21 protein-coding genes are annotated in these 23,780 nt (G+C 36.1%); 20 read left to right on the forward strand and 1 reads right to left on the reverse strand.

Annotated features, from left to right (window positions below):
* Positions 1-83: 83 nt before the first annotated feature.
* From GWK10_RS14010 to GWK10_RS14095, 19 genes are all read left to right on the forward strand, one after another.
* Positions 84-965 (forward strand): PorP/SprF family type IX secretion system membrane protein, encoded by an 882-nt coding sequence (locus GWK10_RS14010; protein WP_164033005.1) that lies wholly within the window; start codon positions 84-86, stop codon positions 963-965.
* A 470-nt stretch (positions 966-1,435) separates the two neighbouring features.
* Complete coding sequence (locus tag GWK10_RS18575; protein WP_262886664.1) at positions 1,436-1,561, forward strand: hypothetical protein; 126 nt, start codon at positions 1,436-1,438, stop codon at positions 1,559-1,561.
* A 156-nt stretch (positions 1,562-1,717) separates the two neighbouring features.
* Positions 1,718-2,794, forward strand: coding sequence for a M28 family metallopeptidase (locus GWK10_RS14015; RefSeq protein WP_164033006.1), 1,077 nt, complete (start codon positions 1,718-1,720; stop codon positions 2,792-2,794).
* Between the two features lie 58 nt (positions 2,795-2,852).
* Positions 2,853-3,533: an SDR family NAD(P)-dependent oxidoreductase gene (locus tag GWK10_RS14020; protein WP_164033007.1), complete on the forward strand. Its 681-nt coding sequence runs from the start codon at positions 2,853-2,855 to the stop codon at positions 3,531-3,533.
* A 37-nt stretch (positions 3,534-3,570) separates the two neighbouring features.
* Positions 3,571-4,365 carry a hypothetical protein gene (locus GWK10_RS14025; RefSeq protein ID WP_164033008.1) on the forward strand — a complete coding sequence of 265 codons (795 nt, stop codon included), beginning with the start codon at positions 3,571-3,573 and terminating at the stop codon, positions 4,363-4,365.
* 67 nt (positions 4,366-4,432) lie between these two features.
* Complete coding sequence (locus GWK10_RS14030; RefSeq protein WP_164033009.1) at positions 4,433-5,770, forward strand: hypothetical protein; 1,338 nt, start codon at positions 4,433-4,435, stop codon at positions 5,768-5,770.
* A 75-nt stretch (positions 5,771-5,845) separates the two neighbouring features.
* Complete coding sequence (locus tag GWK10_RS14035; protein ID WP_164033010.1) at positions 5,846-6,229, forward strand: hypothetical protein; 384 nt, start codon at positions 5,846-5,848, stop codon at positions 6,227-6,229.
* 799 nt (positions 6,230-7,028) lie between these two features.
* The gene (locus GWK10_RS14040; RefSeq protein ID WP_164033011.1) at positions 7,029-7,652 is read left to right on the forward strand and encodes a HEPN domain-containing protein; all 624 of its coding nucleotides are present in this window, start codon (positions 7,029-7,031) and stop codon (positions 7,650-7,652) included.
* Between the two features lie 518 nt (positions 7,653-8,170).
* Entirely contained in the window at positions 8,171-9,205 is a 1,035-nt protein-coding gene (locus GWK10_RS14045; protein WP_164033012.1) for a hypothetical protein, read from the forward strand.
* A 539-nt stretch (positions 9,206-9,744) separates the two neighbouring features.
* Positions 9,745-11,235 carry a hypothetical protein gene (locus GWK10_RS14050; RefSeq protein WP_164033013.1) on the forward strand — a complete coding sequence of 497 codons (1,491 nt, stop codon included), beginning with the start codon at positions 9,745-9,747 and terminating at the stop codon, positions 11,233-11,235.
* Positions 11,236-11,426: 191 nt separating this feature from the next.
* A complete protein-coding gene (locus GWK10_RS14055; protein ID WP_164033014.1) occupies positions 11,427-12,104 on the forward strand; it encodes a DUF6624 domain-containing protein in 678 nt (225 codons plus the stop codon).
* A gap of 135 nt (positions 12,105-12,239) precedes the next feature.
* The gene (locus GWK10_RS14060; RefSeq protein ID WP_164033015.1) at positions 12,240-13,820 is read left to right on the forward strand and encodes a glycoside hydrolase family 30 protein; all 1,581 of its coding nucleotides are present in this window, start codon (positions 12,240-12,242) and stop codon (positions 13,818-13,820) included.
* Between the two features lie 139 nt (positions 13,821-13,959).
* Entirely contained in the window at positions 13,960-14,772 is an 813-nt protein-coding gene (locus tag GWK10_RS14065; protein WP_164033016.1) for a helix-turn-helix domain-containing protein, read from the forward strand.
* A 64-nt stretch (positions 14,773-14,836) separates the two neighbouring features.
* Positions 14,837-16,561, forward strand: a complete 1,725-nt coding sequence (locus tag GWK10_RS14070) for a serine hydrolase domain-containing protein (RefSeq protein WP_164033017.1) — start codon at positions 14,837-14,839, stop codon at positions 16,559-16,561.
* A 162-nt stretch (positions 16,562-16,723) separates the two neighbouring features.
* Positions 16,724-19,138, forward strand: a complete 2,415-nt coding sequence (locus GWK10_RS14075) for a beta-glucosidase (protein WP_164033018.1) — start codon at positions 16,724-16,726, stop codon at positions 19,136-19,138.
* A gap of 104 nt (positions 19,139-19,242) precedes the next feature.
* Entirely contained in the window at positions 19,243-19,878 is a 636-nt protein-coding gene (locus GWK10_RS14080) for an outer membrane beta-barrel protein (protein WP_164033019.1), read from the forward strand.
* Positions 19,879-19,973: 95 nt separating this feature from the next.
* A complete protein-coding gene (locus tag GWK10_RS14085) occupies positions 19,974-20,516 on the forward strand; it encodes a dihydrofolate reductase family protein (RefSeq protein WP_317164692.1) in 543 nt (180 codons plus the stop codon).
* A 14-nt stretch (positions 20,517-20,530) separates the two neighbouring features.
* Positions 20,531-21,118 (forward strand): hypothetical protein, encoded by a 588-nt coding sequence (locus tag GWK10_RS14090; RefSeq protein WP_164033021.1) that lies wholly within the window; start codon positions 20,531-20,533, stop codon positions 21,116-21,118.
* Between the two features lie 134 nt (positions 21,119-21,252).
* A complete protein-coding gene (locus GWK10_RS14095; RefSeq protein WP_164033022.1) occupies positions 21,253-21,945 on the forward strand; it encodes a TlpA family protein disulfide reductase in 693 nt (230 codons plus the stop codon).
* Positions 21,946-21,957: 12 nt separating this feature from the next.
* Here GWK10_RS14095 and GWK10_RS14100 read toward each other — a convergent pair whose 3' ends face one another.
* Complete coding sequence (locus GWK10_RS14100) at positions 21,958-22,512, reverse strand: DinB family protein (protein WP_164033023.1); 555 nt, start codon at positions 22,510-22,512, stop codon at positions 21,958-21,960.
* Between the two features lie 103 nt (positions 22,513-22,615).
* Between GWK10_RS14100 and GWK10_RS14105 the strand changes: the two genes are divergently transcribed.
* Entirely contained in the window at positions 22,616-23,764 is a 1,149-nt protein-coding gene (locus GWK10_RS14105) for an amidohydrolase (RefSeq protein ID WP_164033024.1), read from the forward strand.
* The last annotated feature ends 16 nt before the right edge of the window (positions 23,765-23,780 follow it).

Raw genomic sequence — 23,780 nt, forward strand, 5'->3', positions numbered from 1 at the left:
TCATGGTTGTAAGGGCTTGGCTGTGTCTTATGCTTGAATCAAAAAATATCAACTAAAAAACAAATCGATAAGAAAAGATAAAGATGAAAGAATTACGATATATCAGCCTATTAGTATTGCTATTGGTAGGACTACCCGGAACAACAATAGCCCAACAAGACCCTAGTTATACCTTGTATAATTACAATATGAATGTGATCAATCCGGCTTTTGCAGGGAGCACAGAACAAACTCAACTCAATGTAAACTTTCGGAGTCAATGGGTGGGCTTACAAGGCGCCCCAGAGACCCAAAGCCTATCCTTAGGCATTCCGATTAATAATAAGATAGGTATAGGAGCATCGGTAGTAAACGACCGAGTGTTTGTCCTGAATGAGACTGATGCGTATATCGACTTCTCCTACAAGCTACAATTAACAGACAACACCAAGCTATACTTAGGACTAAAAGCGGGAGGCTCTTTTGTAGACATTGACTTAAACTCGCTACAAATCACAAACGATCCATTATTCACAGAAAACGTGAGTACGTTTAATCCCAATATCGGTATCGGAGCCTTACTAAGAACAAACAATTATTACATTACACTTTCTGCTCCACAGCTCTTAAAGAGCGACAGATATGAAAAGGAAGCAGGTATTGCAACCGAGGCGACGGATGAGTTACACTTCTTTGCAGGTGGTGGTTATCACATAAGCCTGAATGACAATCTACAGTTCACACCATCGACCATGGTGAGAATGGTATCAGGCAGTCCGACTACAATCGATCTAACAGGGACTTTTGATATCTACAACAGAATAGAATTAGGACTGAACTACCGATTGAATGAATCAGTGAGTGGACTAGCCTTTGTAAAGATGGCTGATTGGATGGCCTTTGGCTATGCTTATGACAGAGCAACCACCAACATAGGTGACTATAGCAGAGGATCTCATGAGGTACTGCTTCGATTTAACTTATAATGGAATCAAGAATTAAAAAAGATAAGATTATTCATGCCGTTTTCGATCTGATGTCGATCATAACGGCCATGGCATTAGTCTTTTGGCTATGCTATATTATGTATGTATTTGGCAATGCAATCTTCTAGAAACAAATATTACATGCCTTTATTAGTATTACTTCTTTGTTTGGTGCTATTTGGGATGGTAATTATTTTATTAGAAACAGGAATAATTAGTTTTCTAGGTGGGCCTTAAGTTCTTGCGTAGCAAAGTAATTTGGTGTTTATTGATTGAGTTTTTAGATTAGTAGTCAAAGGCAGCATATGGGATTATATGCTGCTTTTTTATTTTTTAACATCTTAAGCAGGCAACGATTTCGTATTTCCTACATCTAGTTTTAGAAAAAGTTAAATAGTATTAATTCAATGTTAATGATATACTTTTTTTCACTTAACCACGATTTTAAATAAACGGGCAAAACAGTAAATATGAAAAATGTAACAAACAACAGTAATTATTCTGCGCAAGAATTTGTGAGAGTACTATTCTTGTTAGCAGGTTTGATTGGCGTAGTATTCATTATGTATAAAGTGCTACTATTGTTTAATCAGTAGCAACTAAGAAGTATTTAGACTTATTATATAGGTTTAGCATAGGCAACCAGCATTCTTTTATTTAAAGAATGCTGGTTTTTTATTTCATAAGGTATGTATGCTTTTTTTACCTTAGTATTTTATAACCAGAATTTGAAAATTCAACTATTTCAAAACATGATACAAAGAATTTACCTAGTAGTAGCATTGGCATTTTTAATGGCTTCTTGCGGATCAACTCAAGTAGTCAGCACTAACGAAGAGGCAGCCAAAAAAGCGTCACAACAAGAACCGACGGTTACGGTAGTCGATATTGACAGATCTAACAACAACGGGACCAATGGTAATTCAGAAAATACCACTTTTACCAAAACCCCTGAAAAAATAGTATCCGCTTACTTTGCTAAAGAAGCGGATGTGAAAAAGACGATCACTTATTTGGCGTCTGATGAACTTCAAGGTCGCGAAGCCGGCTCTCCGGGAATTGAAAAAGCCGCTCAATACATCGAAGGCATATTCAAATCAAACGGAATTGTACCCTATTTCTCATCCTATCGCGATGACCTATCTAATTTTAACGGAGCATTTAATATGGTAGGGATGTTACCGGGAACCGATGCAAAATTGAAAAATGAATACATCCTAATCGGTGCACATTACGATCATATTGGAAAGGGAAAATCAGTCAATGGGGATACTGTTGCCAATGGTGCTAATGATAATGCCGCGGGAACGACTGCAGTATTAGAACTAGTCCGATATTTCTCACAGGTAAAAAACAACAAACGCAGTATCATTTTCGCACTGTTTTCTGCTGAAGAAAAAGGCCTTCTAGGCTCAGTACATTTAGCTAAGAGACTAAAGCAACAGAATATCAATCTGTACACCATGGTCAATTTTGAAATGATCGGAGTACCGATGAAAGGAAAGGATTATCTAGCCTATATCACTGGATATAAAAAGAGCAATATGGCCGATGCTATGAATGCTTATGCGGGTAAAAAATTAATTGGATATTTACCTACAGCAGCAGGTTATAATTTGTTTCAGCGGTCGGACAATTATCCATTCTACAATCAATTTAAAGTGCCGTCGCATACGGTTTGTACTTTCGACTTTACCAATTTCGACTACTACCACCATGTAGATGACGAAGTATCACAAATGGATATTCCTCATATGACCAAAGTAGTCAATGAGATGATCCCAGTACTTGCAACGATGTTTAATACACCGACTAAAGAAATAAAATAAATTAAAAATACTCCAATTCCCCTCTCCTGAGGGAGAGGGGCCGGGGGTGAGGGCAACTATGAACATAATCATCACAGGAACCAGCCGAGGTATAGGCTTCGAAACCGCACAAATTTTTGCGGAAAAAGGACATAAAGTACTAGCACTGTCTCGTAATAGCAAACCAGTAGAAAACCTTAACAACGAGCAAATCACTGCTTTTCCTTTTGATATTTGTGATGAAGCAGATCTCGATCGAGTTACCGATTTTGTTGCTGCGGAATGGGATGGAAAAGTCCATATCCTAATCAATAATGCTGGCGCTTTATTGAATAAACCATTTGCCGATACTACCATAGCCGACTTTGAACATATCTACAAGGTTAATGTGTTTGGTGTTGCTGAAATGACACGTCGTATACTTCCTTTTATGCCTAAAAACGGTCATGTAGTGACCATAAGTAGTATGGGCGGAGTGCAGGGAAGTATGAAATTCCCAGGACTTGCAGCCTATAGCTCTAGCAAAGGCGCTGTCATCACATTGACGGAATTGTTAGCGGAAGAATACAAAGAAAGCGGACCTTCTTTTAACACCCTTGCATTAGGTGCCGTGCAAACCGAAATGTTAGAAGAAGCCTTCCCTGGTTTTCAAGCTCCGTTAAGTCCTAAAGAAATGGCAGACTACATATTTAATTTTGCTACAACCGGAAATAAATATTATAACGGTAAAATGCTACAGGTATCTTCTTCCACGCCTTAGAAGAATCAGGAGGAATCCTTTTTAACTTGTATTTAAAATGATCGATAAAAAAAATGGATTCATTCAGTTTGACAAAATAGTCATTCCTCCGGGTTGTTCGCTAAATTCGGTAACGGCCCTTAAGTTCGGGAGCGCCTATCATATTGATGATATGGAGACGGGATGGAAATGGCTTAGGCTAGCATACATAAAAATTAGGGATTATCATTTTCGGTTTTCTTTTGGGTTTTTTAAAGATCAATTAGAGCTCGTTTCTTTCGTATTTCGATCAACACTAGCCGATGAAAATGAAGGCTGGGATAATTTTAATGAAGAAGGCGAAAAACAAAAAGCAATAACATTTAATAATTGGCTTACAGACCAACTAGGTACGCAACGTGATTTTTTATGGGGAACCATCGAAGCAAGTTATGATCCACGAAGCGCTTCTAGCGGAATCAATATTAAATACAATAAAACCCATGAGCAATTTGGCAGCGTAGAGGCTTATGAAATAGAGATAAGTGATGTAAGTCCGCAATTAGAATCCTATATAACTAATCTTTTAAAAGAACATGCGCTCATCGTGAAATGGACATTTGCTGAGTATGGCGCCTTCAATTTTTATCGGGATGATGTGTTGTTAGACGAGAAGGCATTTTCAAATGAATTGAGTGGAGAATTGTATGATCACATCTCAAGAAAATTGGAGATTTCCAGACATTCCGATGAAATTAGTAAAGGTGAAGGAAGTGTTTTAGTAAAGGATGTCCTTATATTCTTTAAATACCAAATGACGCTAGAGAGCGATCTCGGGATTAAAAGGAAGTCGGATACGATTAAACTGTCTTGAGAAATCAAGACTTTCTGACCAAGCAATTTGTTTTTAGTACTTTAGAGTTCAATCAAAAGGCTAATCAATGGCTATTAAAGCGCTTCGACCAGTAGGCAAGCTACTTTTGTTGCTTGCTGCTGTTATTTTTAGTTTACAAAGCTGTAAAAAAACGGAATCAATTCCCCAAGAAATTGTATCACAAGACATTGCTAATTTTTGGGAAGCGTATGACAAAATACAGGCTACAAAGGACAGCGCTACCCAACGAAAACACCTGGATGAGTTATTTATTAATAAAGCCTCTAGAGGTCAAAAGGCCCTTTTTGAAAACCGACGCTACCAGCCAGAAGAATATATAGAAGCGATTACTAACTATCCTAAATTTTGGAATTCCATACGAGAAAACACCTTAAATACGGCCGATTTTAATGACGAAATGAAAGAAGGTGTCAACAAGCTACGAGCTGTTTATCCAGATTTGACCCAGTCGACCATTTATTATACGATGGGCGTATTTAGAACACCGGGGACTGGTTTCGATGATCTGGTGTTAATAGGCAGTGAATTTGCTTTAGGTGATGTAAACACCAACAGCTCAGAGTTTCCTGAACGTTACAATCATATCAAAACCTATTACAAGACCAACCCGACGGAGAATATCCAATTCTTGAATGTTCATGAGTATGTACATACCCAGCAAAAAGAGATTGTAAACAACATTTTATCAGAAGTGTTATTTGAAGGCATCGCTGATTTCGCGGCGACTAAAGCAACAGGTAAAGAAAGTCCTTTTGCCTATGTAAATTATGTAAAGAATAATGAGCCGAAAGTGAAAGCCTTATTTGAAAAACAGGTTTTTAATTTTAGAAAAGGCCGGGAATGGCGTTGGAATAGTGCCGACAACCAATTTGGGGTGAGTGATGTTGGTTATCAAGTGGGCTATAATATCGCACAGGCACATTACGATAAGGCGGATGATAAAACGCTAGCCATAAAAGAATTGATCGAATTGGATTATAACAACGAAGATCAGGTCGAGGCACTTATTGATGGCACGAACTATTTATCCGGCTCTGTTGACGAAATTTTTGAACGCTACCAAGCGGGTAGACCGAAAGTGGTGGCGATTAAAGAATTTGAAAATGGTAGCCAAACGGTGAGTCCTAAACTAACTACAATCACCGCGGTCTTTTCCATGAAAATGAATACAGGAATACGGTCAACCGGTTTTGGTGAATTGGGAAAAGATTATTTCCCGAAAGTAGAAAGTATCGACTTTGCTGAGGATGCGATGTCGGTTACCTACAAGGTGAAGTTAGAGCCCAACAAGCGTTATCAAATCATGCTAGAAAATGGCTACCGTACCGATAATGACGATATGTTGCATTCCTATGTTATCGACTTTAAAACGGCTGCAAAATAAGATTGTTAGTTCAATCTTTTTGTAAAACAAGACGCAGCCAAAATGAAATTCTTGCATCATACGAAAAAGATAATTATGAAACATTTGAAATTTGTGGCGATCGTACTCTTAAGCCTTGTATGCTTTTCTTGTAATGATGATGATGAATTAACTCAGGAACAAGAAGCCCAAAACCTACTTCTAATGTTTACTGAAATAGAAGGTTTGGTAGCTAGCGTAGATTGTACTGATGCATCAGAATGGACTTTTACAGACTATGGAAGCAAAGCTTGCGGAGGTCCTAGTGGTTATATAGCATATCCAACAACCATTGATACCGCTCTTTTTCTTGAAAAAATAGCAGCGCATAAAACCGCACAACGACAATTTAACGAAAAGTGGGGAGTCATCAGTGACTGTTCAATTCTTCCTCAACCTTCAACTGTATCATGTGTCGATGGGAAGCCCGTTTTAGAATAGCAATTAAAAATCCTGCAGCTATTTGATGCGTTTTTTCCTTAGTTTATGGTAATTGGATTACCGAGTATTTTTTTAGTAGTATTGGTAGTTTTAGAATTAGGGAGAAGTAGTAATCTAAATAGGAACGCATAAATGGGAAACTTAAAGCAAAGAAAATATCGCAAGATTGCAATTATTGCCTTAATTATAATAGTGTTATTTCTAATATGGGCTGAATTGAGTGTAGGTATTTTCGGGACACCTTTTGCTGGCAATTAAACCAAATTTATTTTTTTGCCATCACCCATCACCCATCACCCTTTACTCATCTTCTCACTACAACGAATAAATACTACAACTGTCGGATTCTACAATATAGTATTCTTGTTATCTGTATTTTACAAAGGAATAAAGGTGCTGTTATTCTGGATTATTTTTCGTGATAACAGAACTTTTAGTGTTGATATAACATGTTACAAAAATTAACCTTAAAGATTAAAATATCACTTTTAAATTAGAAATAGATTCTCTTGTTTTTGAACATTCCCCAAATGATATTGATTTAATCAAACATTGGAGAGAAGCGAGTGAAATATTCAAATCATACAAATTTGATTATCAAGACTCTACTTATACTGTAAACTCTGATTTCAGCGACATTTTTACGAAAGCAGAAAATAAAGGTTCATTTTGGGGAGGAATCATCGAAATGAAAATTTCTTGCAACAATTCCAATAGCACTAAAAACATAGAAAATTTCATCATTTTAGGCTATATTGACGTTTTATTTTTATGCATGAATTTTGCATATCCTGGCTCGATGAATATTCGCTCTTCAATTGAGTTAAATGATAGATCTATAGAAGAAATTAATCTTACTGGTGTTTATTTTGAGTGTGCAACCACAGTTTCTCACAAGTTTGGTGGCTGGCCTGAAATTAGAATAATTCCAATAAAATATGTTGTCGAATGGTATGATTCACTAAAAGTTGGTTTGAAAATCAAAGCAGAAAATAATATGGAGAGAGCATTATTTTCAGCCCTATATTTTTGCCATGACACATATTCTGGATATAATCCAACATTAATAGTATGGATTATTCAGGCATTAGAATCTTTCTATGGCATTTCATCCAATGATTCGATTATTAAAGCTTTAAAAAATAGAATTTTTCTGCATTTAGGACAAACATCGCAACCAAAAAAAGTAAACAAGAAGATTAATGAATTTTACGATTACAGGAGCAAGTTCGTCCATGGAGATATGGAAATCATGCGACTTGGTGGTGATAAGTTCCTGAGAGAAGATTATATTGACGATTATAACTTGAAACTAATTGACTTATGTGACTTTGGAGCCACCTTAATAATTTCAAGTATTCAAAAAATGATAATTGCTGGCGCTAAATCAGTGGGATTTAATGAAACAATAAATTATAAATAACTTTTCCTAACAACACCTATAAACGATTACAACTGAATCAGTAAAAATCAAAACTTTTCTTACTTTTAAACTAATTAACAAGCTAGAAACTTTGCGTTTCCGGGCGGGTAGTTTTCTTATCTGTTTTCTAAATGCTTACCAATGGCAAAGGTTAAGTGGAAAAACCAAGTGAACACGATCCGTCTCAAAAAGCGCAACGGTTCATAGCCAATCCCGTTGTAAAACATTTGTACCGAACATTAAGAATTCGAGTTATAGTACTGATATAGTAAATTTTGCTTTCGGACAAAAAGTTAAGATTGAGGGAAATTTTGTAGAATATGAAATTCAAAATCAAGTACAAGGAGTTACTGATTGAATTAACCGAATGGTATCCTGCTTGGGTGAATGAAGAAGAAGTTAAATTACAAATTCCTATAGTTAATTGCTCTACTATAAAAAAAGATAAAAGTTCTTTGACATAGTGGTAAGCAAAAAAAGTTTTGTAACTTGAACGTAATAACCTAAAAATCAAAACAATGAAAAGATTATTATTTGTTTTTATAGTACCCATACTTTATTTAGGCTGTTCGGATATTGATGAATCTTTTGGGGATGGAACAAACTCCACTGAGCTAAATTATCTAAGATTATCTACAGTAGAGGAAGCGGGTAAAAAGATTGACGAAATTCTAGCCTTAAAAGAAAAGTATAATCAAATTGCTACTGTGGAATTCTTTTCTAAAGAGAAACTAAATGATCAAATTAACTTTAGATCATTACAAGTTATTGATACTGCCGAGGCTGTAAAAGCTAGTGTAACAGAGTTTCATAAAGAATTATTGACTAGTGTTTATGAATTGAGAAGCGCATTAGGTTTTACGAGTATTCAAAGCATTGCGGATGAAATAAATAGTTTAGAGCTTATTGATCCGAAAAAGGCAAGTAGTTTGACTAATATGTATCAAGAATATCTGACAAAGTCGAGTTTTGGTGTACATACTATTTTTGAAGAGCCTATGGCTGAATTAATTAGTTCTAAAGGAGAGTTGGAAATTGATGGCAAATTAGTTGATGTAAATGAATACACAACAGATAGTCCTAATTATGAAGAAGCATTTAATCAATTCACTTCAAGAAATAGTAATCCTACATATCCGAGGAGTGTTATAAGAATAATAGGTTACAGGTATAATTTCTTTTTGGTATCATATGATGCTGGAAGAGCAAGAAATCGCTCTAATTGGTGGTGGAGGTATGATTATTTTAGTCGATTCATTACTTGGGCAAGAGTTGGAAACAGGTTTTACCCATACCCTGTTACTAGATATGATTTAATTAGCTCAATTAGTAATTATACTGAATTTAGAAAAGTCGGTCAAAGTACATGGATTCGCGCTCATGTGCCATCAGGTGGTGGTGGAAGATATTCATTTGTTGGAAGGCATAGAAGAAGTAGTGCTTCTTTTAGAGTCTATGAAGGTCGTATATCATCTGGAAATTTTAATTTTAATATACGAGGTTGGTCTTTTACATTTCGAGTTCCTACAAATGGAATAAATCAAATTTTCTAGAAAAATTAGATTATGTACTTACCACCAAGCACCTTAATCGAGGTGCTTTTTTATTATCTAGGATTTTGTTTAAGCTAACAGCTATGCTGTCAAAATATCTGTAGTAATTGGAACTGAATAAAAAGCGTTTTACAACAATGACTCCCTTGCTCTTCGAAGTTTATAACTTCGAAGCTTTTTTTGGTACAAACTACAAAAGGGATAAATTTTCCAGCTCTTCTAAGCTTTTTGTTAATACAAAGTACAAACAGTATAAATTTAGCCGCCAACATAGTATAACATCCATTGCGACTTGTTTAATCTAAGTCAATAGTGAGATTTTCCAGCTAACAACTATCAACTGACAACTACATCACTACACCGATTAAATACCGCACCTATCGAATTCTCGTTGGTAGTATTCTTGTTATCGGTATTTTAGAACATAAAAAAAATGCTGCTATCTCGGATTATTTTTGGGCTTAATGAAGTTTAGTTCTTGATACAAACTTGTTGAGGGTAATTATAACCAAATAGAAAAAATTATTAAACTTACAATAATGTCACACAAATCAAGCCATTCTTTTATTTATTACGCTTGTTTAGTTTTTATTTCATTAATTATTTCTTGTAATGAAGAATCTTTTGATGAAGTATCAGCAGAAGAGGTGCCAACTGATGAAGTACCAACTGATGAAGCGCCAATTGATGAGGGGTCAACTAATGAAGAATCAACGGCTGATGAACTCCTGAAATCCTTTATTAATGAAAATGGAGGCGAAAGCGCATTTTCATCTAATCAGCTAATGGCTTTGGAAACATTATTACTGAGTCAAGAGGATATAGAAGCAGGAAGGTTAGAAGAAGCTCAAGAAAAGATTGATAGCATTTTTACTCAAATGCCGTTTTCTGATTCTAATTGGGAGGATATTTCTTCGAATTCTCACTGTTCCAGTTGTTCATTTAATTTTGGTAGTCCTACGGCTTATTATGGGCTTAGAATGTTAGAACAAATTGTTGCACTGGGCGACCCTGAAGGTTCTGAATCGCTTACAATGACAGCTGTAATAGCACCGTGTGCAGAAGTAAATCGTCCTACGTTACCAAATTACACTCCTGAGACGGTTAATTTAAATATCGCACCAGAAATTACAGAAAATAATGGGCAACTTTTACATGTTTCTACTGCTTTGTTTCGAAGATGGGTTCAAGCTATCACAGGTGGGGTAAAAGTAAACTTGAGAGTTCATATCTTAAACCAATGTACTACTGTAGATTACACAGATTATGGAGACGTAATCGTAAGCTATCCAGATGCTCAGTCTATGATCGATGCTGTACCCAATGATATTGCAAAAGATACTGACTTCTGGTGGGTAATTGCTCCTTCGGGAGTGCCTGGTAACGGAGCAGGTTATGATAGATTTTTTATTACCGGTGGTATGGGCGGCTATGGTGCAGGTTTACCTTTATTTTTATCAGATGATGCTTGGTTTATTCGTAAGCCTGAACACCTAGGTATTGGTACATATCATGAAGTTGAAATAAGAGCTTATCAACCCCAATGGTTTCAACATGAATTTATGCACCATTTATATAGGAAATGGAATGAATTTGGCCTGGAAGATGCTGGACATCAATGGTTTGATCGGTCAACTTGGCCATCAGATTTTATTGGAAAATGGGAATCTGACTACTACATCGAATCTATAAATAAAAGGTTACTTACCGCATCTCCCACACTTGCAGCGGGATTAAAGGCGAGCAATCAAGGAGATTTTGAAATTACAGACCCATCTATCGTCGTTGGCCAATATGAACGACGGCCAATACAAAACCAATGGCATGAAGTTGAAATAGTGCTTAATAATGATCTATTACGTTGGCAAAATGATGCGGGAGTTAGTTGGTCTCTTACAATAATTGATGGGGAACTCTGGACTGGAGCAGACTGTCCTTACGGGGAACAGAAATTAGCCATTTTATTAGACTCGAATCAACAAATTACATCAGTTTATTTTAACGGTGAGGCTTATGAAAAGATAAACTAAATATTAATTTCATGCCCAGCTTTTCTAAGTTTGCAACTTCGAACTTATTTGTTTCTAAAAGAATTCTAGTATTTCCTTATCTTCGGTTAATACGAAAAGGTCCTTGTGGAAGGTTCTGAAAATAAATCATTTAAGATACTGTTGGTAGTAATTCCACCCGATATAGAGTAAAAGCTGAAATTCACCAAAGAATGAAATACATTTTATTATTCAGTTTTCTAATAGCTATAAGTTGTTCAAATACGAACAAGTCAAAAGAAACATTGACGACCACCCAAAGCTCTGAAAACCTCATTGCAGTTCTTGATACCGTTTGGGAAACGGAACAAAGGCCAATTACATTAAGAGATTCGCTTATGAAACTATACGGTGCGGAAGCCGAATTAGTGAAGGAACAGCAAGCAATCTACAAGAAAAACCATATCGTCAATGAAAAGAAAGTAAAAAACATTTTAGACAAATATGGGTGGCCAACTAAAGAGATGATTGGAGAACAAGGCAATTTAACGATTTGCAATGTTATACAACATTCAGATAATGAAACGCGAATACAATATCTTCCTTTAATGAGACAAGCTGTAAAAGAGAAAAAATTGGAGCCTCGATTTTTAGTAAGAGCAGAAGATAGAATTGCCACTGAAAAAGGAGAACCACAAATTTATGGTGGACAAATGAAGTATTATCCTGAAACAAAAAGTTTTAATGTATGGCCAGTATTTGACCCTGTAAATGTTGACAAAAGAAGAGCTGAAATCGGACTTGGGCCAATTGCCGAATTTCTTAAAAATAGATTTGATTTTGAGTGGAATCTCGAAGAGCAAATAAAGCGAACGGAGGAATTTGAAAGGAAACGAAATAAGCAAAAATAGAAGTTACCAAAGACAGTAAACTGTTAGTCACAATTGCTAGTACCAGTTTTAACCCAATAAGTAAGAACATTAATCTCCAAACTGGCTTTTACAGCCAATTAGTTACCTTGAACAGTAATTATAAACTAACAATCAATGTTTAGACTATCGAAACAGAATAGTATACGTTTACAAATTCTAATTATATCAATTTTAGTTGCTTCCTGTGCTCCTAAAAATGATTATTCTGTAGTCGATATATATCAAACTTCACAATCTGGAGACAATCTCAAACTGATTTCCATAAGCTCAACTGAACTATCGGCAGTCAAAAGTAAAAAACTTAGGTTGCAGCTAAATCCTGACCAAAAATTCCAAGAGTATGTCGGTTTTGGGGCTTCTTTTACCGAGTCCTCTGCATGGAACTTAGCGACTATTCCAGAACCATTGCGTAAGGAAGTACTAACACAGCTTTTCAGCCCAACCGAAGGTGCAGGATTTTCCCTTATGAGAACGCATATCAATAGCAGTGATTATTCGAATGGTCATTATACCTATGTTGAATCAGGAGATGAGAGTCTTTCCAGCTTCAGTATACAGGAAGACATGAAAGGTTTTACTGGAGACGAAAATGATCAGGTAAGGGGAGTTGAATTGCTAACACCTGGCTATGACATCATCCCAATGATACAAGAAGCCTATAGTATTCCTGGAGCAGATTTTAATATCATTGCCTCACCTTGGAGTCCGCCTTCCTGGATGAAAACGGGAGAAACTTCAGAAATGACCAATGGTACTTTACTCCCTCAATACTATGGTGTTTGGGCAAAATATCTTTCAAAATACGTAAGCGCCTATGCTTATCAAGGTATAGATCTTTGGGGAATTACACCACAAAATGAACCGCTACATGCACATGATGCTCGTTGGGATAGCAATGGGTTTACTCCTGATCAGGGGCGTGACTTTTTAAGAGATCATTTAGGGCCTCAACTTGTCGAAGATGGTCACCTGAATCTTGATGATTTAAACGCTGGCTTGCGCGTGTTAATCTATGACCATAATAAGTCTACAATGAACGACTACGTCAAGGCTACATATAACGATCCTGAGGCTGCCAAATATACATGGGGTACAGCTTTTCATTGGTACGCTAGCTCTGGACTTGAAGAAAACAATTGGTATGCTGAAGCGCTGGATACCTTGAAAACAACTTGGCCCGGAAAAGGAATGATTCATACTGAATCGAGTATTGATATTGATGCTGACGATCCGATAGGTCAATATTGGAGGGAAAGTACGGATTATGCAGGCGTTTTTGTTCCTTTCGACACTTACGCCTATGATATAATCACAGATATGAACCACGGAGCCCAAGGTTACATTGAGTGGTGTATGACCCTTAGTAATAAAGGGCAACCAAATCCGTACGACAATTTTAATAGCGCACCGGTACTTATTAACCCAGTTACTGACGAAGTGACTTATACCCCTCTTTATTATCTTTTAAGCCACTTTAGTAAGTTTATACGACCTGGAGCAAACAGAATAGGAGTTGAGGGTGATGAACTGGAGGGTGTAACCTACACGGCTGCAATGAACACAGATGGGTCTATTACTGCAGTTGTTTTTAATAGCACTGTAGATCCCCTGGAACTGCAACTAACTTTAAAATCTAAAACCCATAATATAGAAATTGCGCCAAGGGCACTTCAAACAATTAATTTTCGGAAGTAAATAACTCTTCGAAATACCTTGGCTTACTTAACTTTTTAGAATATCTTTTAAAAAACTTTAATATTGAAAGGCTTTCAAATAGGATTAGTTGATTTTTCATAGCTAAATATTCTAGAGCAATACACAATCATACTAAAAGATGAAGATCTTATCTCGAGGAGAGTATTACGGAAATCAAAATTCAGAAAACGCTTTCAATGGTGTCTTGCTATCGCAGTACACCTACACCGCAGAGAGAACGGATTGGCATTATCATGAAAACCCATATTTTATGTATGTCTTGCAGGGCAATATGAAGGACTGCAATACGAAAGTTGAAACACTGTGTCCGTCAGGTAGCTTGATGTTTAATAATTGGCAAGAGCCACATTACGGGTCTAAACATTCAGAAAACGCTAGCGGCTTCCATTTAGAATTTGAAAAAAAATGGCTTAAAGAAAAGGGAATCTCCTTGAATTTATGGGAAGGGAGTCAGCTTATTCATAATCCCCAATTACATGTTCTTTTTGCAAATTTGTATCGCGAATTTGTACTTTCTGATAGTTTTAGCACGCTGTCAGTCGAGCTTTTATTACTTCAAATATGTGACACTCTAAGCGATGTAAAGAAGATAGGTTCACTTGACTATCCTATTTGGGTTGATCATTTAAAAGAACTACTACATTACGATACAGCTACTTTAAGTTTAGAGTATTTATCTAAAGAGCTGAATGTACATCCGGTTCATATATCTAGGGCCGCGCCAAAATACCTCTCGATGAGTCTTGGTAATTATATTAGAAAACAGAAACTCAAAAACGTTCTTCCCCTATTATTAGATTCATCAATTTCGCTAACTGAAATTGGCTATCAAGTCGGATTTTCTGACCAAAGCCATTTTAATCGGGTTTTTAAATCTCATTTTAATATCAATCCTAGTCAGTATCGAAAAATGATTAATAAGAACGCTTAATGTTAATCTCATACAATTTTTGATGCTATTGACCTGATATCTTTGCTTCTAAATCTTATAAATAATGCATAAATACCTCGTAATTCTACTATTAATCACTATCAATACATTTACAAGTTGTGCACAACGTAACAAGCAAGATTATTCAGGGGAATGGATAGGCTTTTTACCCAATAAAAACAGTTTCAACTTTGGAGTTTCAATAGAAAAATTAGAATCGAATACATATCATCTTACCATTGCCAATGATAAAGTAGTTATTGATGAGCAATTGGCATCTTCGAGCGATGAAGGCATTGTTTTTAGTGTTGATGAACAGTTGTTTTTCAATTTGAAATATGATGCTAATAAACAGCTAATTAGCGGATTTATTAAAACTGGAAAATTGATATACCATGTTAACTTTCCTAAAACAGCTGATGGTGCGTTTGTTGGCGTATGGAATCCGTTTATGGTAGATAATGGTTTGCAATCTGACGATATTAATCTGTATGTAGAGCATACTGATGATGGCGGGATGGTGGCCTATCCCTTTTTTGGCGATCAACGATTTAGAGGAATGTGGACTGGTGAATTTAAAAAAGAAGGAGAAACATTGTTGTTTCGGGATAGCATGACCGGACTTAATTTTCGCGCTGCATTATTAGATAGTAGTATAGAACTCGAGATGTTCTTGTCTGATGTTTTAATTGCAAAAACAAGCTTAACACATACTGATAATGGATGGGAATACAATCAAAATCCCATAAAACAGCAACAAAACACAAGCACACCAAAGGAATTAAATGATGGCTGGACAACAGCCAATATTGATGAATTGGGAATTAATGAAAAAGGACTAAACAAATTAATAGATAGTGTTAAAGCCAACAAATTGGTCAATACACACAGTGTACTTATTGCCAAAGAGAATAAGTTGGTTTTTGAGGCGTACTTTGATGGGCATAACGCCAAAATTCCCCACGATTTACGTTCGGCTTCCAAAAGTATTTCATCAGCTATGATTGGTATTGCAATCGATGATAAAATAATTAAGGATGTTGATGAGAAGTTATATGATTTTATACCTGCTGCCTATCAATATACTAAAGACGAAAAAAAGGCGAATATCAAGCTTAAAGATTTACTGACTATGAGCTCCGGGCTTGACGTTAACAATTTAGCTTCTGAGGACTATTATCAAAACCCTAATACAAACAAGGGTAAAAAATGGCTTCAAAGTGTGCTAGAAGCCCCAATGATACAAACTCCAGGAACCTATGCCGATTATGGCTCTGCAAATCCCTTTTTATTGGGTGTATATTTAAACGAACGCTTAAACATACCGCTCGAACAGTATATGCACGAAAAACTCTTTGCTCCTTTGGGTATTACCAATTATATCAATCAGACAGACGATTCTGAAACCACACCTTATTTTGGTGGCGGTATGTTGTTAACCTCTCGGGATCTACTCAAATTCGGGCAGTTGTTTTTAAATAAAGGCAATTGGAAGGGTAACCAGGTTATTTCTGAAAAATGGGTAGAAGAGTCCTTTCAAAAACACATGCAGTTACAAGATGTAAGAGATAAAAATCAATATGGCTATTTGTGGTGGCACGACACCTATGAGGTGAATGGAAAATCGATTGAGACTATTGAAGCTAGGGGCGCTGGTGGGCAGTTTATTTTCATAATTCCGGAGTTAGAATCAGTAGTTGTTATTACATCCGGAAACTTTAGAAATAGAAAAGGTAACCAACCTAGAGATATTTTGCAGGCGTTTATTTTGCCAGCTATGTTGAATTAAAACATACCCTAGAGCCAATTCTTATTTTCTAGAGAAGTATTTTTTTCAGTTGCAGTAGTCATTCATAACCCGTTTATGGCTCTTCCATCTATAACCTAGGCTAACAATTGATTGCTCATTATCGTATATTTATGATAACTAGCCACTCTAATGTTAGAATAGATGAAAAAAGCAGTTCGAGTATCCTTAAAAGCAATCGGTATCCTTATTCTTTTATTAATACTATTAGCCCTAGTAGGCTGGTGGTATGTCAATTCGACCTTCCTAAATTTTGAAAAGGATTATGCAGAAAAAACTGTGTTCAACGAATTAACCATCGACGGTCATACCTTTTTAGATAGAAACGGAAATGAGAAATTGGATATTTATGAAGATAACCGAAAGTCCACAGATGAAAGGGTAGCTGATGCACTATCGCAAATGACCTTAGAAGAAAAAATACACCTTCTTAAAGGTTCGGGAATTAACTCCGCTCTAGGTAGAGGCGACACTGCTGTGCCAGGTGCGGTAGGAACAATTGTTCCAACACCGCGTTTGGGCTTACCAACGATTTATTTATCCGATGGTCCGGCAGGATTGCGAATTGCTCCTAAGCGCGAAGGAGAAGAGCGTACCTATTATTGCACGGCTTTTCCAATAGGCACTTTATTATCTTCTACTTGGAATACTGATTTAGTCAACCAAGTAGGGACTGCTATGGGTACAGAGGCTAAAGAATATGGAATAGATGTGATTTTGGGTCCGGGTGCAAACATCCATCGCCATCCATTATGTGGCCGAAATTTTGAATACTATTCTGAAGACCCAGTACTAACGGGCTTTATTGGTGCTGCAATGATTAACGGTATTGAGTCTCAGGGCATCGGTACTGCAGTAAAACATTTTGTGGCGAACAATCAGGAAACTGATCGCAATTTTAATAATGCCATTGTTTCTGACAGAGCCATGCGCGAGATTTATTTGAAAGGCTTTGAGATTATCGTAAATAAATCGCAACCCTGGACCATCATGTCCTCTTACAACAAGATAAATGGGACTTATGTACCCGAAAGTAAAGATCTTTTAACCGATATTCTCCGAGATAATTGGAAATTTGAAGGCCTTGTAATGACTGATTGGTTTGGTGGCGATGATGCGGCTGCAATGATTGCAGCAGGAAATGACTTGTTAGAACCAGGTACAAAAAAGCAATGGAAAGCTTTGGAAGAAGCTGCTGAAGAGGGAACACTTTCTGAAACGGCAATTAATACCGCAACTAGACGCATTCTGAAGTTGGTGATGCAATCTAAAAAGATGCAGAACTATAAATATGTTAACAATCCCGATTTAGATGCGCATGCGAAGATTACACGTCAGTCTGCCGCAGAAGGAATGGTACTGTTAAAAAATGAGCAGGTATTACCAATTGCGAATGCCGAAAATATCGCATTATTGGGGGTAACCTCATACGACTTTATTGCCGGCGGTACGGGTTCGGGCGATGTGAATGAAGCATACACGATCTCATTAGAACAAGGACTTGAAAATGCTGGTTACACTATCAATAAAAAAGCAAAAGATCTCTTTGAATCACATAAAGCAACTAACGAAGAAGCGTTTGTCAAACCGGAAGGCTTAGATGCGATGACCAATCCATACTTTCCGCCAAGAATGGCCTATTCTAAGGAAGATTTAGCTGATATTGTCAAAAGCGCTGATGTGGGTATAATCACTATTGGAAGAAATAGTGGAGAGGGTGGCGACCGTGTAGAAAAAGATGATTTTCTATTATCAGATACCGAGCAAAAAATGATAAGCGATGTATGCTCGGCATTTAGAGAAGCTGGTAAAAAAGTAGTGGTGGTTATGAATGTAGGCGGTGTCATTGAAACAGCTTCTTGGAAAGCTCAGCCCAATGCCATTTTATTGGCTTGGCAAGGGGGACAGGAAGGCGGTAACTCCGTTGCTGATATTTTGAGTGGTAAAGTCAACCCAAGCGGGAAATTACCAATGACTTTTCCTGTAAATTTAAATGATCATGCTTCTAATGCGAACTTTCCACTAGATGGGGAACCAATCGACTTTATTAAAATGCTTACAGCTAGCAAGGAAGAAAAGCCGGAAGATGAACAAATAAAAAACAAGGATTATACAAATTATGAAGAAGGTATTTATGTGGGATATCGCCATTTTGATAAGGCAGAATTAAAAGTGTCTTATCCCTTTGGTTATGGTTTGTCATATACTAACTTCAATTATAGTGATTTGAATGTTCAGATAGAAAATGATACGATTTCTATATCAGTTAATATTACAAACTCGGGTGATCTCGCAGGGAAAGAGGTGGTGCAAGTCTATACTTCTAAACCAAATGCAACTATCGATCGCCCTGTAAAAGAATTGCGGACATTCACTAAAACTAAAAACCTTAATGCTGGTGAATCAATTAATTTGAATTTTCAGATTCCTGTTTTGGAACTGAGTTATTGGTCAGAGACTACATCAAAATGGGAATTGGAGAAAGGAATATATCGTATACAAGTGGGTACTTCATCAAGAGCAATAAAACTTTCTGAAGACGTCGAGATAATTATATAAAGGGGTTTAGGTGCAATTTAATGTTAAAGATTAGAACGAGTTTTTTTAAGACGCAACGTATTTAAAATGCACACATCTTAAAATCGGATAATATCTTAGAACTCATGAAAAATTCGCTACTGATTTTGCTTTTTACATGCCTGTTTTTAAACTCAAAAATACTTCGGGCACAGGATGCTGACCCAAGCAAAATTAGGATTGGAATATCCGCAAGTTTAGAAAGTAATTTGAGTTCAGAAATGATCTTTTTTAGCGATGTTACTGGATTCTCTGCTGATTATGATAAGTTTAATTATAGGATTGGCGCTGATTTAGAGTATTTTTTGAATAGCAACTTTACAATTAATACTGCAATTAACTATTCCAATAAAGACTTTACAGGTACATACTTTTGCTTCGTATGTGATTTTATCCAACCACCAAACCCAGAAACTTCAGACTTTAGATATATTGAAGTTCCCATGACAATGAAGTACTATTTCCTTCCAAATAAAACTCGATTATTTGGTGAAGCCGGACTTAACAGCCTGTTCGCCTTGAATAATCTTGAACTTGATGCAAGAGTAAATAACTACGTACTCGGATTAAAACTTGGAGCTGGAGTTGAATATAATTTTAGTCAGCGACTAGCTCTGCAACTTAAAGTTGATCACAATAGAAGCATTTCAAAAGTCTTAAAGGATTCCGATTTTGGATTTCGGACTTTAAATGTTGGATTTGGAATATTGAAGAGGCTATAAATAGACTTGTTTATTAGTGTCCATAACTAAATTCTGCTCATTTTATTTCCGCAATAAATACTTAACTTAACAACTTTCAATTTTCGTTGTAAGTAGTGAATTCCAAAATAACAATCCATATGGTATCCAGTCTTGATGGCTTTATAGCCAAAAAAGACAGGAGTGTTTCTTGGATGCAATCCAATGATACCTATGCAGCTGGTAAAGCTCTTACCCAAGAATATATCGCTGAATTTTTAAAATCGATTGATTGTTATGTTATGGGCGCACGTACCTATGAACATGCCCTAGAACTGGGTTGGCCTTATGGAGATAAACCTGTTGTAGTGCTAAGTCATAAAGCACATAAAAAAGATAAAGAAACTGTCAATTTTTATTCAGGAGATCTTACTGAGTTGGTAAACGGACAATTAAAATCCAATTACAAAAATATCTGGATGGTGGGAGGATCGAAGACCACCAAAGAATTCCTTCGATTAAATCTTGCTGATGAAATCGTGCAATCAATCATACCCATTATTCTGGGTGATGGAATATTGTTTTTTGATTATGTTGGTAAAGAATTGCCTTTGCATTTAAAGGATATCACCGCCTTTAAAGATGGGATGGTGGAGTTGAGTTATGAAATAAAGAAATAAATGAATTTTTCCATTTGAAACCAAAACCGCCATACCTTAAAGGAAAATCAGTTTTCATAGTCTCCATTCTTGTAATCGTTACGACTTCATTGACTGTTTATTTTACTGGAATAGAATCACATCGTTCGATTACTGCTAACTTTTATTGGTCTCTGTCAATCATTGGATCGTTACTTTTTTTGTTTATGACCTATGGGTTATACGTTGGCTTAGGATTGCAAGATGACTATCCGAAGTTTAAGTTGTTCAAGAGGGGTGATCTACTACCAGATATTTTTACCCCAGATAGCACAAATATTGATATTACAACAGATGTGGGAGATGGCTGCGAAGGAGTTGTTATTTCTGTTTTATTGTGGATAGGAATGACGATTCTTTTTTTCTTGTTGTTTCTACTACTTGAAGCCCTATTTTGGATTTCAATTTTTATTCTACTTGCTACTTTGTACTGGGTTTTCTTTCGTGCATTAAAATTGGTTTTTAGCAAGTCAAAGGAAACAGCTGGAGATATTGGTGTTTCAGCGATGTATGCGCTGAGCTATACCATCTTATATATGGGTTGGATTTTTGGAATTGTATATCTAGTTGAAATAGTTAGGTAACATAGCTTTTAAATTAAAGCATCTTGAAAAACACCTACTTCTAGTAAAACTACTATTACTCAATTTTACATTTAAATCATTGTCACAGTGGGTTATTTATGACGTCTTTAATAAAACACTATAATTTTTATTCAATGAAATCATTTCTTTATTTACTTGCATTCCTTCCAATTGTATGTAGCGCGCAAAAGACCTATTATAAAATGCCTGACAACCAAATTTTTTCGAAACAGGTGTTCGATATATTTGATAAAAAATTCAAAAACGAAGGTGTCTTTGAAATGAAAATCAAAGAGAGAATCGTAAAAAAAGATTCAATCATCAATATTGTAGAAATATTAGAATTAAAAAAAGGAAAAGCTAAATTAACTAGTACATCCACCAAAAAATCTTCTTTTGATCCTTTTACTAAGCATAAGGAAAAGATAGGTGAACATTTTGATATTAGTATGTTCAAAAAACCGAATGGAAGCTTCTATGACAAGACTGATATCGCTGGAAAACCAACCTTTATTAATATGTGGTTTATTAAATGCCCTCCGTGTATAAAAGAAATACCTCTATTTAATGAGGTAAAAAAAGCATATGGAGATCAGGTGAATTTTCTGGCAATCACTTTTGATACCCAGGAAAAGGTTAAACAATTTTTAAAAATCAAAGATTTCGATTTTACTCATATTACTGATGCACGAACTCAATTAGATGAAATGCAAGTTAATGCCTACCCAATGAACATCATATTAGATAAAGATGGCGTCATTCAATTTGTTAGCGGGAATGTATCAGCAAAGCGACAAATAACCGACCTACTTGATAAATTACTTTAGTTTTCTAAACCGTTATCCAGCTCGTTTCTGAATCAGGCGAATTTGCCCCATATGATTCGCTTGATGCTCCATCACATGATACCATGCCCAGTGATAGTTCATTCTGCTAGCTTTGGTGTTTAACCAAGCATCATCCTTAGTCTTAAGCATCTTTTTAGTGTCAGCACGCACGTCATCCCATATGTCTAGATAGTACTTAATTGGTTTTCCTTTTAATAATTTAGAATCTCTACCGCTTTCACCTAAGCCTAAAGCCAGGCCCCAGGTTTTTTGCTCTTCTGCATTAAACTGTCTTCCTTCAAAAGTGTATAACTGATAATATTTTTCAGTCGCCGCTAAATGATAAATCATTGCGCCAATTCGGTTGGCATTGTCATCTAATAGAAAATCAGTTTGCTCCTGATTAAGATCTCTAACCGATGAAGTGACACGTTCCTTCAGGTCATCTAACATTGTAATAAGTACTCCAATATTTGGTGAGTATCCTTCAATCGATTTGATTTCATATTGGGCTTGCGAAATAAATGAAATCAGTAAAAAACTGATCGCTAAAGCTGCTTTTTTCATGGTTGTCGTATTAGTTATTTCTTAAACATATAAAACAATAGCGTGCCTTGCAACTATTAGAAATGTCTTAACTTGAATTTATAATTATGTTGTTTCCCTTTTTATGATTGAAGAAATTAAAACTTTACGCAAAGAACTTCATCAACATCCAGAACTATCTGGTTTTGAAAATCAAACTTCAACAAGAATTAAAGACTTCATAACTAAACATCATGAACCCACTTTCATAATCGATAAATTGGGAGGAAATGGTGGACTTGCAGCCGTATATGATTTTTCAGATAAAGGACCTACAATAGTTATACGATGCGAGCTGGATGCATTACCTATTCGAGAAACTAATACGATTGATTATCGATCCAACATTGACGGTGTTTCGCACAAATGCGGACATGATGGTCATATGGCAATCGTCGCAGGGCTTATTTTTTGGATTAAAGAGCAGAATTTTGACAGAGGTAAGATTGTACTGCTTTTTCAACCAGCCGAAGAAACTGGAAAAGGGGCTTATGCCGTTTTACAGGACAAACGTTTTCAATCATTAAATCCTGACTATGTATTTGCCTTACATAATATTCCCGGGGAGCCAATGCATGAAATTATTGTCATGGATTCTAATTTTTCAGCAGAAGTTCAAAGCTTGTCAATTCACTTAAAAGGAAAGGAAGCCCATGCAGCAGAGCCTGAAAATGCCATAAACCCTGCCAAAGCCATTTCGGAATTATTGTCAGCTTTAACACAAATGAATAATAATAATCCGAATGATAATGATTTTGCTGTTCTGACTCCTGTTCATCTTACGATGGGCGAGAAAGCTTATGGTATTTCTCCTGCAGAAGGAGAACTTCATTATACCATTCGAACTTGGAATACAGCGATGATGGATGGTTTAAAAGCTGAAATTATCAAGACTGTCAAAACAATAGCAAGTGCGCATCAGCTTGAATACAAAATCAATTGGTTTGAGCACTTCCCCGCTTCAAAAAATGATGCCGATTGTGTAAATCAAATCAAAAAGGCTGCTGAACAAAGCGGTTTCAATATCCAACATCGACCATATCCATTTAAATTTGGTGAAGATTTTGGCTGGTTTACAAAAGACTATAAAACCGGAATGTTCGGATTAGGTTCTGGCTTAAATACCCCGGCTTTACATCATGCGGATTACGATTTTCCAGAGGAAATTCTAGAAACCGGAATGAGAATTTTTCAAGCTCTAATTGGTAATTTGATAAAGGGCAATAGAGATTGAGAATCAACCACTAACC

Source organism: Spongiivirga citrea (assembly GCF_010671565.1).
Lineage (GTDB): Bacteria > Bacteroidota > Bacteroidia > Flavobacteriales > Flavobacteriaceae > Spongiivirga > Spongiivirga citrea.